This is a genomic window from Trinickia sp., assembly GCF_035492435.1.
Taxonomy (GTDB): domain Bacteria; phylum Pseudomonadota; class Gammaproteobacteria; order Burkholderiales; family Burkholderiaceae; genus Trinickia.
Genome location: NZ_DATJJF010000139.1, coordinates 1 through 11374 on the forward strand (window position 1 = coordinate 1; position 11374 = coordinate 11374).

Here is an 11374-nt window from a genome sequence, read left to right on the forward strand (position 1 = left end):
GCCTCAAAGGCATCGTTGCCTATACTTTCGTCACACCTTCGATTACGGAGCGGCTCATGAACGACCACGTCTACAAGCAAATCGAATTGACCGGCTCTTCGACGATATCGAGTGACGATGCGATCCGCACCGCCATCGAGCGCGCCTCCAAGACGCTGCGCAACCTCCACTGGTTCCAAGTGACCGAAATACGCGGGCAGATCGAAAACGGCAACGTTGCGCACTGGCAGGTCAGGCTGAAGGTTGACATGAGACTCGAAGATTGAGTCGAGCCCAGCTCGACTCAATCGCAACCAGCATGGCTGTGCCGTCCAATGCAGCTTGTTTCCGATAGCGGAAGGGGTTGCTCCTTGCAGCCCGGCATCCGGACGCACGGTCATGCGCGGCGTGACGGTTCGACGTAACACCCGATGCCGGCGCTCGCTGGGGCAGCCTTTAAGCGCAGTATGGATGACCTTCGACGCTCAGGCGAAAACCACCGGCATGCGTATGCAGATGCGCTCGCGCCCCAACCGGCAGCGTGACCATATCGTCGATGTGCCCGAACGGCAGCCCGGTCACCACCGGTATGCCCGTCACCGAGCGGATGTGCTCGATCATCGCGGAAAGACCATAACCGTTGTCGTACTCGTAAGCCTTGACGCCCGAGAAGCTCCCCAACACAAGCGCGTGCTGACGCGCGAGAATGCCGGCCAAGTGCAGTTGGTAAATCATCCGCTCGATGCGGAATGGCTGCTCATTGATGTCCTCGATGAACAGGATGCCCCCGTCCACCTGCGGCATATAGGGTGTGCCGACAAGTGAGACAAGGGTGGCCAGATTGCCACCCCATAACGTCCCGCTCACGTCGATGCACTCTTCCTGAGGTGAGTCGACCTCAAGCGTGAACGCGGGCTCGCTCAACGCTCGCCAGAAATGCGCCATCGTGAACGCGCTTGGCGTTTCGGCACCGAAATGCATCGCCAACATCGGACCACCGAAGGTCACCAAACCCGCGCGCGCCAGCAGCGCGAGCTGGACCGCCGTGAAATCACTGTGGCCAACGAGCGCCACCGATTGATTCGAGAGCCGCTGCCTGAGCCCATCATAGTCGAGCGCGGAGAGGATTCGCACAGCGCCGTAGCCACCGCGCACGGCGAGCACGATGTCAGGCAGCGGATACGCTCGGTCCGCGAGGCGGTTCAAATCGCTAGCACGCTCGCTATCGGTGCCGCCGAAACGCTGATAGCGGCGAGACACAGCGTCGATGCCGTCTACCCGGTGCCCCGCTTCGCGCAAGCGCAGCAGGGCACGCTCTACGGAAGCCGGGTCCGGTGGGTAGCCCGACGGGGCGATCAGTTCGATCGTTCGCGAATGGGTCATGGTGGCATCAATCGCAGAAGTGGTGCCGAGCGTCCCGTCAATCATCTTTGGAGGGTGCGAGCGCAGGCGCGCAACTGTCATCCGGCCGCTCAGCTGGAATGGTTGAACGGCGCGCGGCGCGAATCGCCTGCCGCCGCTCGGCAAAAAACGACCTCAGCGTATCACCACACTCTTCGGCAAGCACGCCGCCTTGCACGCTTGTGTGGTGGTTTAGACGGGGATCGGCAAACGCGTTTGCGACGCTGCCGCAGGCCCCCGTTTTCGGGTCATACGCGCCGAACACGACGCGGGCGATGCGTGCATGCATGATCGCGCCCGCACACATCAGGCATGGCTCGAGCGTTACATAAAGTTCGCAGCCGGGCATACGGTAATTGGCGAGCGTTTTAGCCGCCGTGCGCAAAGCCGCCATCTCCGCATGGGCCGAAGGGTCGTGCGCACCGATAGGGTGATTGAAGCCCGTCGCGATCACTTCGTCCCCGCGTACAAGCACGGCACCGACGGGCACTTCCCCGGCCGCCCGCGCGGATTCCGCGGCGGCCAGCGCCTGCCGCATGAATCTGCGATCGCGCTCTTCGGCGTCGACAACGCTACGAACCTCCGCGGGTTCAGCTCCGGCAGCAGCGTCGCCGGCCATAGACGCGAGCGGCGCGAACGCGTTCATGCGCGCCCCGCCCGCCCGGTCAATGTGCCGGGTTGATCGAGCGCGTCCGGTCGGCCCGGAGTAATGGCAGGCGGCGTTGACAGGCAACGGTTGTCTGCGGCAAGCGCAGCGTCCTGTGCGTCAATCCGTTCGGAAAGCCGTCCGGCGATCCGTCGGCAGTATTCATGCGGCACGACCGTCGGCCCACCTCGCAGTGACTCGATCGCCATATCGAGTGCGAGCATTTTTGCTTGCACGCGACAAAGTGCCGCACGATCACTGGCGGCCTGCAACTCATCTTCCAGATGCCGCAGCGAGCGCAATTGCTCGACGGCGGGCGGGACGAACCCGGCATTCTTCAGAATGCGATTCGCGACGCGAACCTCATCGGGGACGAGCAGATCGTCGTCCATATCCAGCGGCGCTCCGGCACCGGGCAAATCGTCAAACTCGCCGCGCGCGGCAGCGGCGGCAATGCGCTGTTCGACCAGGGCATCGAGCAATTTCATCAGCAATCCACGACATGGCGGCGCCCGCATTTTAGCAGGCTAAAGGGCACAAATGACGCTCCAGGCGGCCATGGCTGTGGCTTGCTCGCGACTCAAGGCGCGGATTTCTCGCCGAACATCACCTTGTTAGCTTTGCGCGCAGCTCGCGGGCCGATTCAAGCAGGCCCTCATAGCCGGAGCGGCTGTGCTCGGGAAGGTCAGGGTCGCCAACGAGCGTGCCGAGCGTCTCCATCATGCTGTAGACGATTCCTTTGGCCGCACTCAACGCAATGCTGCCGGAGCTTAAGGAGGCATCAACGTGATCGAGCGCGGCGCCGAGCTCTTGCAACTGCTTTGATGAGGTATCTTCGTCAGGCTTTTTCGAGGGATCGGACGGCATGGCTTCGTTCCTCTTCGTTTGAGGCGGTCGCGCTTCGACCCGGTCTCGTTTTTATATACCTAAGCCGTGGGAGCGTCTACTGGCTTTCCTGCGCCTGGATTATCGGTGGCGGGGCGGACGTGCCTGGTTGGCGGGACGGGGAGGCGGCTCGGCAACCGCCGCCATGGTCAGCCTGCGGCGACGACGCGCATCATGGATATCCGCGCCCGGATTTCGCTGTGCCTGCCGGACCGCTCAAAAGGCGTATGGGGTGTGGGCGTGATCTCACCTTCATGATGCTTTAAATGGATTTAATGTATTACGAAGGTAACATTTGGTCGTCCCGCTCGGCACCGGCTTCAACACGTTTTTTGGTGTCGCTTCGCCACGAAGATCTACGCATTAACTTAACCAATGAGCAAGTTGGCCCTCTCTTGCCGCATCCTTGTGGGCGGCCTGTGTCACCAGACGAATGGAACCAGACGCCAGCGCACGCGGCGCACATAATCGTCATAGCCATCGAGGCCCATCCGCAGCGTCCGCTCCTCGACGCCGATCCGGATGCCGAGCAAGAGGGCGAGGAGCGGGATCGTCGCTAGCCCCCACCACGATCCGAGCACGAGCGAGGTACCGGCAATGTAGAAGAGCGCGCCGAAATAGAGTGGATGGCGGACGATGGCGTAAGGCCCTGTTGCGATAACCGCTTGCCCGCGGTCTTTTTGTATCTTGACGACCGGTGCCGCGAAGCTGTTTGTGCGCATGGTCCAATACATGAACAAGAGTGCCGCAAGGAGGAGGCCGCATCCTGCCCACTGCACAGTGGATGACATCATTGACCAGTGCCACCGCGCAGCATCCGCTGCCATGAAACCCAACCCTCCGAACATGAGGAGCAGGATCGGGACGAGAATCAGCTTGTCCGCGAGCGGCTGATCCTTCTGCATGGGTGGCTTCAGGCGCTCTTTAAGCAGGCCGGGGTCGACACGCATCATGTGCAGCCCAAAAACGACTGACATGGCGACCATTTCACCGAGATAGAGCCGGCCGCCGACGTAGTCCATCCTCCCCGCAGCAACGAAGATGATGGCGCCCATGAATCCGAACCAGATGATCGTCTGGATGAGGAGATTTAGAATGAGGCCCATTTCCAGCCCATCCCGTCAAGGTTGTCGATTCTTCCGCGCGGCGAGCGCTGCTTCCGGAATTCCCTCCCCATCGCGGTCGCCGACCACGCTTCCAGCGACTCACGGCGTCCTCCGTGGTACCAGCATCACCCGATAGCGATGATTCGGTTCAACGTAGCCGCACTGATCGGCGGCGCGGTTTCATACTGTCCGGGCTGCAGGTACAAACCTGCGCCGAAACACGTCTTGAACGCGACAAGAAAATCTCCAGCGCTTGCACGCCGAGGTACACGTGACGAGGACGTCTCGCCTTCATGCGCCCCTTCGGGATAGTCCAAATTGAACTCCGACTTGCGCCAGGGTCAAGAGCATGAATTTAATGGCGAGCCACAACGTCGGCATCGTAGGCGCCTGCTCGCCGTATACAGCCCCCGCTGATCGGCGACCTTATAGATTCTTTCGGCGGGCTTCCGCGCTCGCAACTGAGTGTCTCTGAGCATAAGAACTCCTCGAACGTCTACCCTCACCCGATATCGTCAAACCGACGTAACGGTATCGGACAAGGCCATCCGAGGGGGAAATGTCGATACCGTCATCGATACCGACGTTTCCACTGGGCACTGTCCGGATCAACACGGATTTCATCGGACAATAACCCCTGCTTTTTTTTACGGAAAAACAGGCAAAACCGAAGCTCCCGGAACGTCTTGGGAGCAACCTAAATCATTCCCACTCAATCGTCGCCGGCGGCTTCCCCGAGATGTCATAAACAACCCGGTTAATCCCGCGCACTTCATTGATGATCCGATTCGACACGTGCCCAAGCAGTTCATGTGGCAAATGCGCCCAATGCGCCGTCATGAAATCGAGCGTCTGCACCGCACGCAGCGCAACAACATACTCGTACGTGCGCCCGTCCCCCATCACGCCCACGCTTTTCACCGGCAAGAAGACGGCGAATGCCTGACTCGTCAGGTCGTACCACGACTTGCCGGTTTCCTTGTCGATGGTATCGCGCAGCGTCTCGATAAAGATGGCGTCCGCGCGCCGCAGCAAGTCGGCAAACTCACGCTTCACTTCACCGAGAATGCGCACGCCCAAACCCGGCCCGGGGAACGGGTGCCGATAAACCATCTCATGCGGCAGCCCCAGCTTCACGCCCAGTTCACGCACTTCATCCTTGAAAAGTTCGCGCAGCGGTTCGAGCAGCTTCAAATTCAGCGTCTCGGGCAGACCACCGACGTTGTGGTGGCTCTTGATGGTCTGCGCGCCCTTCTTGCCCTTGCCGGCCGATTCAATCACGTCCGGATAGATGGTGCCCTGTGCCAGCCACTTGGCATCCGTGAGCTTCGCCGCCTCGGCCTGGAACACTTCGACGAACTCGGCGCCGATGATCTTGCGCTTCTGCTCGGGATCGGTCACGCCCGCCAGCTTCGACAAGAACGCAACGCTCGCATCCACGTGAATGACGCGCACGCCAAGGTGGTCGGCAAACGTCGCCATCACCTGCTCGGCTTCATTCAAGCGGAGCAAACCATGGTCGACGAACACACAGGTCAGCTGATCTCCAATGGCGCGGTGCAAAAGCGCCGCGGCCACCGACGAATCAACACCGCCCGACAAGCCCAGGATCACGTGCTCCTTGCCGACTTGTGCGCGAATCTTGTCGACGGCTTCGTCGATGTAATGCCCCATCTCCCAATCCGCCCTCGCGCCGCAGATCTGCAGCACGAAGCGTTCGAGCATGGCACGCCCTTGAACGGTATGCGTGACCTCAGGGTGCCACTGCAGACCATAGAAATGACGCGCTTCGTCAGCCATCGCGGCAATCGGGCAAGCTGGCGTCGAGGCCATCAATTTGAAACCCGGCGGCATCTCAGTGACTTTGTCGCCATGGCTCATCCAGACCTTCAGCATGCCGAAGCCCTCCGGCGTGCTGAAATCCTCGATGTCTTTCAGCAGGCTCGTATGGCCGTGCGCGCGCACCTCGGCGTAGCCGAACTCGCGGACATGGCCGCCATCGACCTTGCCGCCAAGCTGCTCGGCCATCGTCTGCATCCCGTAGCAAATGCCAAGCACCGGCACACCAAGCTCGAACACGGCCTGCGGCGCGCGCGGCGTATCCGATTCCGTCACGGAGCTCGGCCCGCCGGAAAGGATCACGCCCTTCGGCGCAAACTCGCGAATAAACGCGTCGTCGACATCGTAGGGATGAATCTCCGAATAGACGTGGGCTTCACGCACGCGGCGCGCGATCAGCTGAGTCACTTGCGAGCCGAAGTCGAGAATCAGGATTTTGTCATGCATGGGAGGGCGCAAATCTTAATGGCGAAAGAAGAGAAATGGGGTGTGAAAACGCGACGAACAGGTCGTCGGCGGCCCGACCGCCAAAGCCTGGCGGGACAAGTAAGCGATGCGCACGATCGAACTGCAATGGCGATGGCATGGCGCAAACCTTCGGCCGGGTGGAAGCCGGCGCATTAACCGGGATGTCGTGGTGCCGACGTACCGACGATTAAGCGCGAGCTCCGGTGACACACATGCGGAAAGCGAAGGCGCCAGACATAAGCCTGCGCGCCTCGCCGATCTCCGCACTCCGAATCAGTCGATGTGATAGTTCGGAGCTTCCTTGGTGATCTGGACGTCATGCACGTGCGACTCACGCATGCCAGCCGACGTGATTTCGACGAACTGCGCCTTCTCGTGCATCTCGGCAATCGTCTTGCAGCCACAGTAGCCCATGCTCGCCCGGATACCACCGATCAGTTGGAACAGGATCGCATTCACCGAGCCTTTATAGGCCACGCGACCTTCGATGCCTTCCGGCACGAGCTTGTCGATGTTCGCCGAGTTGTCCTGGAAGTAGCGATCCGCCGCGCCGTCCTTCATGGCGCCAACCGAACCCATGCCGCGATACGACTTGTACTGGCGGCCTTGATAGAGGAACACATCGCCGGGCGCCTCTTCCGTGCCTGCCAGCATGCTGCCCATCATCACGGCATCGGCGCCGGCCGCGATGGCCTTCGAAACGTCGCCCGAGTACCGCACGCCACCATCGCCAACCACCGGCACGCCCGTGCCTTTGAGCGCCTCCGACACATTGGCGATCGCCGTGATTTGCGGCACGCCGACGCCAGCGACGATTCGCGTCGTGCAGATCGAGCCCGGGCCGATACCGACCTTCACACCGTCCGCCCCATATTCGACGAGCGCCCGCGCAGCGTCCGCTGTCGCAATGTTGCCGCCGATGACTTCAACGTGCGGGAAATTCGTCTTGACCCAGCGCACACGCTCGAGCACACCCTTGCTGTGACCGTGTGCGGTATCGACGACGATCACGTCCACGCCCGCCGCGGCGAGCAGCGTCACGCGCTCTTCGTTATCGGGGCCGACCCCGACCGCTGCGCCGACACGCAGCTTGCCATGCTCGTCCTTACAGGCTTCCGGATGCTCAGTCTGCTTCGTGATGTCCTTGACGGTCATGAGCCCGCGCAGTTCGAAGGCATCATTGACAACGAGCACACGCTCGAGGCGGTGGCTGTGCATGAGCGCCTTGGCGTCGGCAAGCGGGGTACCTTCCTTGACGGTCACGAGCCGTTCGCGTGGCGTCATGATGCTGCGCACCGGCTCGTCGAGCCGCGTTTCGAAGCGCATGTCCCGATTCGTCACGATGCCGACCAGTTGCGGGCCCTCAACGACCGGGAATCCGGAAATGCCATGCTGCTGCGACAGCGCAATGACATCGCGAACCTTCATCTCGGGCGGAATCGTGATCGGATCGCGCAGCACGCCCGACTCGAAGCGCTTGACCTTTGCAACCTCACGCGCCTGTTCGGCAGCGGTCAGGTTCTTGTGGATGATGCCGACGCCACCCTGCTGCGCCATCGCGATGGCGAGCCGTGCCTCGGTAACCGTATCCATCGCCGCTGAAACAAGCGGGATGTTCAGAGCGATCTTGCGGGTCAGCTTGGTTTTGAGGCTGGTGTCGCGCGGCAAAACCTCGGAGAAGGCCGGGACCAGGAGCACGTCATCGAACGTGAGTGCTTTTTGGATCAGACGCATGGCAAATCCTATAGGCGCAAAATCGAATTATACGCGATACATCCCTGCTTTTTCACTGCGCGAACAGCAAGTTAGCTCATTTAAACAAAGGGTCGCCACGGCAATTTCGGTTTTCGGTTCGGTCCGCGTTCGCTCGCGTTTCGTTTGCCGCGACCGCACAGCGTGAAGGAACAGGCGCCGAGCGCGCAAAATGCACAAGACAGCGCCACGCAGCCTCGCATACACTGGGCGTTTGCTTACGAAAACACAAGGAGAGGCATGCGGCGAGGCGTCATGTACGGAATGTTAGCCGGAGCGCTTTGGGGCACCGTGTTTCTCGTCCCGCGACTCTTGCCCGACTTCGCGCCGCTTCTCCTCGCAGCAGCGCGCTGCACGCTGTACGGGCTGGTGTCCCTCGCCGCCGCAGTGCCGATTTACCGGCGTATCGCAGCCAAGCTCACGCGTGCGGACCTGATGGCGCTCGCGCGGCTCGCCTTCGTCGGCAACCTCGTCTACTACGCGTTGCTTGCCACCGCCGTCCACCGGGTCGGCATTGGACCGACCTCACTCATCGTCGGCGTGCTGCCCGTCACCGTGACGCTGGCAGGGCGGCGCGATCACGGCGCGGTGCCCCTTCGGCACCTCGTCTGGCCGCTCGCACTCGTCACAGCCGGCATCGTCTGCATCAACATCGCCGTGTTTGCGGCCGATCCGGGACCAGCGCACGCCGCCGATGGCGTAGTCGACAAGCTCATTGGCATCGCCTGCGCACTCGGCGCACTCGCGAGCTGGACGTGGTTCGCTGTCGAAAATGCCCGCACGCTGCGGCGCCGCAACGTGCGCGGCGCAGGGTTCGACAGCAACGAATGGTCGGTCCTGCTTGGCATCGTCACCGGTGTCTTCGGCGCGGCGCTATGGTTTCCGGCAGCCGCCCTCTTGGCCACGCCTGTCGCACCGGCAACCGCGGCAAGCATCGACGCCGCGCGCTGGCATGTCTTCTGGCTGCTGAACTTGGGGTTGGCCATCGGCGCATCGTGGCTTGGCAACGGACTCTGGAACGCCGCTGCCACGCGGCTACCCCTTACACTTTCCGGGCAAATGATCGTGTTCGAAACACTGTTCGCGTTGCTCTACGGTTTCCTGTATGACGGCCGTCTGCCGCGGCCGCTCGAAATCGCCGCGATCGTCTTGCTTGTGGCGGGCGTCATGTGGTCGGTAAGGCGGCACAGCGATCCGGCACTCAGCGGTCTGTCGGGCACCGACGTGCATCCAGCAGACGATGCTCGCCCCACCCACAGTGCTCAACCGGCGCGCAACCCGGACCAGGAACCCGACAAGCGCGCCCAAACGCCCGCTTCATAAGCGGCGCGCTTACGCAACGCCGGGCCGCAACACCAAACAGCCCGCCGGATTTTCCGCGAGCTTTTCGCATCGCTTCGGCCTAGCATGGGCATCGTCAACGCGAATCCTTGGATAACCACTTGCGCCCCTCAATGGAGCCTTCCTTGCGAGTCTTGTCGACACGGCGCTGACGTGCGACCTTGGGATCGACCATCAACGATCGATAGATCTCGACGCGATCGCCGTCGGCAAGCAGCGCGTCAAGCGGCTGCAACTTGCCGTAGATGCCGACCTTCGCTGTCGACGTATCGATTTCAGGATGACGCTCGGCGATGCGGCTAGCAGCGATGGCATCACCCACTGTCGTGCCGGCAGGCAGGCGAAGTGCAATCAGCGATTGATCCTCGGCGAGCGCGTAACAGACTTCGATCGAAAGCTCAGGGCTCATGGCTTGCCGTAGCGCACGTCGGCGCGCTTCACGAAGGAATCGACAAACGTATTGGCGATGTGGCTGAACACGGGACCAATGATCTTTTCGATGATCATGTTCGAGAACTCGTAGTGGAGCGCAAACTCGATCTTGCACGCGTCCGTACGCAGTGATGTGAAGCGCCAATAGCCGGTGAACTTTCGAAACGGACCGTCAGCGAAGTCCATATCGATGCGATAAGGCCGCTCTTGGGTGTTGCGCGTAGCGAAATGCTGCTTGATGCCCTTGAAGTTGATGTCGATCTTGGCTTCCATGCCATGCTCATCTTGACGGCAAATTTCCACGCCGCCGCACCATGGCAGGAAGTTGGGGTAATCGGCCACATCCGTGACGAGATCGAACATCTCCTCAGCCGAATGGCGAATCAATACGGTTTTCTGGACATCTGCCATAAATTGCGGCACGAGAAGGCAACGGGAAGCGGGCTGCTGGCGTTTCGACCTTTCCGGCCTTACAGCGGCCCCGCTTTGCTAAAATGCGATTTTAAACGAGTTCGAACCTCTTCATTCATGAGCATCATCGACAACAGAAAAGCGTTCTTCGATTACTTCATCGAAGAGCGCTACGAGGCAGGGCTCGTGCTCGAGGGGTGGGAGGTCAAGGCCCTGCGCGCCGGACGTGGCCAGATCAAGGAAGGCTACGTTATCGTGCGTGACAGCGAACTCTTTCTCATCGGCGCGCATATCAGCCCGTTGCCCGAGGCGTCGACGCACATCACGCCCGATCCGGTCCGCACGCGCAAGCTGTTGCTTCACGCGGAGGAGATCAAGAAGCTCATCGGAAAAGTTGAGCAGCGCGGCTTCACGCTCGTGCCGCTCAACTTCCACTACAAGGGCGGCCGGGTCAAGTGCGAGATTGGCCTTGCCAAGGGCAAGAAGCAGCACGACAAGCGTGAAACGGAGAAGAAGCGCGACTGGGAACGCGAGAAAGCGCGGCTCATGCGCAGCTGATGACTTCCGCGAGTCACGCGGCCTGGCGGCCAGCACGACGACGATAGCGACGCCAGACCCATGGGCGGCTCTGCGCAACGCGTCGCCGACACGCAATGCAGGCGGCACGGGCCGGGCCGCCACACGTGCCGCCGAAGCGGTCGAGCCGCGAATATTGAGCTAGCGCGTTGAGCTAGCGCGCGCGGCACGCTAGCGGATACGCGGGCTGATCAGGCACAAAAGCCTGTGCAGGCTCGCTCTCTACCCTTCCACGACGGCGGCTGCGGCTCGAGAAGGCTCAACGTGCCGCGCCCGCCTGAGTCGATTGCCCCCGGTTCACGATCTTCAAGGCTGAGGCGATCATCGTGCTCATGTCCGATAAGTTACCCGGCACGATCAGCGTGTTGCCGGCCTTGGCGAGATTCGCAAACGCACCCACATACTGCTCGGCAACCTTCAAATTGACGGCGTCCATGCCGCCCGTCGACTGGATCGCCTCGGCGATGGTGCGGATTGCCTTCGAATTCGCCTCGGCCACGGCGAGAATCGCGGCCGCCTCGCCTTGCGCCTGATTGAT

General features: G+C 61.4%; 13 protein-coding genes and 1 pseudogene. 3 read left to right on the top strand and 11 right to left on the bottom strand.

The genetic code is table 11. The features are described from left to right. The first annotated feature begins 56 nt into the window (after positions 1-56). Positions 57-266, top strand: coding sequence for a dodecin (locus tag VL598_RS10685; RefSeq protein WP_325326700.1), 210 nt, complete (start codon positions 57-59; stop codon positions 264-266). A gap of 169 nt (positions 267-435) precedes the next feature. On the opposite strand, the gene ldcA is transcribed toward VL598_RS10685, so the two are convergent. The 8 genes and pseudogenes from ldcA to guaB all read right to left on the bottom strand — a co-directional run bounded on the left by ldcA (position 436) and on the right by guaB (position 8058). Beyond that, complete coding sequence (gene ldcA, locus VL598_RS10690) at positions 436-1362, bottom strand: muramoyltetrapeptide carboxypeptidase (RefSeq protein WP_325326688.1); 927 nt, start codon at positions 1360-1362, stop codon at positions 436-438. A 37-nt stretch (positions 1363-1399) separates the two neighbouring features. Continuing rightward, a complete protein-coding gene (tadA, locus tag VL598_RS10695; protein ID WP_414718698.1) occupies positions 1400-1999 on the bottom strand; it encodes a tRNA adenosine(34) deaminase TadA in 600 nt (199 codons plus the stop codon). Between the two features lie 23 nt (positions 2000-2022). Further along, entirely contained in the window at positions 2023-2514 is a 492-nt protein-coding gene (locus VL598_RS10700; protein ID WP_325326690.1) for a DUF1992 domain-containing protein, read from the bottom strand. Between the two features lie 118 nt (positions 2515-2632). Then, positions 2633-2893, bottom strand: a complete 261-nt coding sequence (locus tag VL598_RS10705; RefSeq protein ID WP_325326691.1) for a hypothetical protein — start codon at positions 2891-2893, stop codon at positions 2633-2635. A 440-nt stretch (positions 2894-3333) separates the two neighbouring features. Beyond that, positions 3334-4017, bottom strand: coding sequence for an isoprenylcysteine carboxylmethyltransferase family protein (locus tag VL598_RS10710; RefSeq protein WP_325326692.1), 684 nt, complete (start codon positions 4015-4017; stop codon positions 3334-3336). Positions 4018-4154: 137 nt separating this feature from the next. Further along, positions 4155-4413, bottom strand: a pseudogene (locus VL598_RS10715) (site-specific integrase); the annotation flags it as partial. A 306-nt stretch (positions 4414-4719) separates the two neighbouring features. Continuing rightward, positions 4720-6303 (bottom strand): glutamine-hydrolyzing GMP synthase, encoded by a 1584-nt coding sequence (guaA, locus tag VL598_RS10720; RefSeq protein WP_325326693.1) that lies wholly within the window; start codon positions 6301-6303, stop codon positions 4720-4722. A gap of 294 nt (positions 6304-6597) precedes the next feature. Then, on the bottom strand, positions 6598-8058 hold the full coding sequence (gene guaB, locus VL598_RS10725; RefSeq protein WP_325326694.1) for an IMP dehydrogenase: 1461 nt from the start codon (positions 8056-8058) through the stop codon (positions 6598-6600). 258 nt (positions 8059-8316) lie between these two features. Between guaB and VL598_RS10730 the strand changes: the two genes are divergently transcribed. Next, positions 8317-9399 (top strand): DMT family transporter, encoded by a 1083-nt coding sequence (locus VL598_RS10730; protein ID WP_325326695.1) that lies wholly within the window; start codon positions 8317-8319, stop codon positions 9397-9399. 94 nt (positions 9400-9493) lie between these two features. On the opposite strand, the gene VL598_RS10735 is transcribed toward VL598_RS10730, so the two are convergent. Together VL598_RS10735 and VL598_RS10740 are read right to left on the bottom strand one after the other, a co-directional pair. After that, positions 9494-9826, bottom strand: a complete 333-nt coding sequence (locus tag VL598_RS10735; RefSeq protein ID WP_325326696.1) for an RnfH family protein — start codon at positions 9824-9826, stop codon at positions 9494-9496. Next, complete coding sequence (locus VL598_RS10740) at positions 9823-10260, bottom strand: type II toxin-antitoxin system RatA family toxin (protein ID WP_325326697.1); 438 nt, start codon at positions 10258-10260, stop codon at positions 9823-9825. The genes VL598_RS10735 and VL598_RS10740 overlap by 4 nt, the downstream gene beginning before the upstream one ends. A 117-nt stretch (positions 10261-10377) precedes the next feature. Between VL598_RS10740 and smpB the strand changes: the two genes are divergently transcribed. After that, on the top strand, positions 10378-10818 hold the full coding sequence (smpB, locus tag VL598_RS10745) for an SsrA-binding protein SmpB (RefSeq protein ID WP_325326698.1): 441 nt from the start codon (positions 10378-10380) through the stop codon (positions 10816-10818). A 277-nt stretch (positions 10819-11095) separates the two neighbouring features. On the opposite strand, the gene VL598_RS10750 is transcribed toward smpB, so the two are convergent. Then, positions 11096-11374 (bottom strand): band-7 C-terminal domain-containing protein (locus tag VL598_RS10750; protein ID WP_325326699.1); only part of this gene is annotated, 279 nt, incomplete at its 5' end.

What these genes read in the sequence shown, in the direction of transcription:
- VL598_RS10685 (WP_325326700.1), top strand. Translation starts at nt 57, where the DNA reads ATGAACGACCACGTCTACAAGCAAATCGAATTGACCGGCTCTTCGACG.
- ldcA (WP_325326688.1), bottom strand. Translation starts at nt 1,362, where the DNA reads ATGACCCATTCGCGAACGATCGAACTGATCGCCCCGTCGGGCTACCCA.
- tadA (WP_414718698.1), bottom strand. Translation starts at nt 1,999, where the DNA reads ATGGCCGGCGACGCTGCTGCCGGAGCTGAACCCGCGGAGGTTCGTAGC.
- VL598_RS10700 (WP_325326690.1), bottom strand. Translation starts at nt 2,514, where the DNA reads ATGAAATTGCTCGATGCCCTGGTCGAACAGCGCATTGCCGCCGCTGCC.
- VL598_RS10705 (WP_325326691.1), bottom strand. Translation starts at nt 2,893, where the DNA reads ATGCCGTCCGATCCCTCGAAAAAGCCTGACGAAGATACCTCATCAAAG.
- VL598_RS10710 (WP_325326692.1), bottom strand. Translation starts at nt 4,017, where the DNA reads ATGGGCCTCATTCTAAATCTCCTCATCCAGACGATCATCTGGTTCGGA.
- guaA (WP_325326693.1), bottom strand. Translation starts at nt 6,303, where the DNA reads ATGCATGACAAAATCCTGATTCTCGACTTCGGCTCGCAAGTGACTCAG.
- guaB (WP_325326694.1), bottom strand. Translation starts at nt 8,058, where the DNA reads ATGCGTCTGATCCAAAAAGCACTCACGTTCGATGACGTGCTCCTGGTC.
- VL598_RS10730 (WP_325326695.1), top strand. Translation starts at nt 8,317, where the DNA reads ATGCGGCGAGGCGTCATGTACGGAATGTTAGCCGGAGCGCTTTGGGGC.
- VL598_RS10735 (WP_325326696.1), bottom strand. Translation starts at nt 9,826, where the DNA reads ATGAGCCCTGAGCTTTCGATCGAAGTCTGTTACGCGCTCGCCGAGGAT.
- VL598_RS10740 (WP_325326697.1), bottom strand. Translation starts at nt 10,260, where the DNA reads ATGGCAGATGTCCAGAAAACCGTATTGATTCGCCATTCGGCTGAGGAG.
- smpB (WP_325326698.1), top strand. Translation starts at nt 10,378, where the DNA reads ATGAGCATCATCGACAACAGAAAAGCGTTCTTCGATTACTTCATCGAA.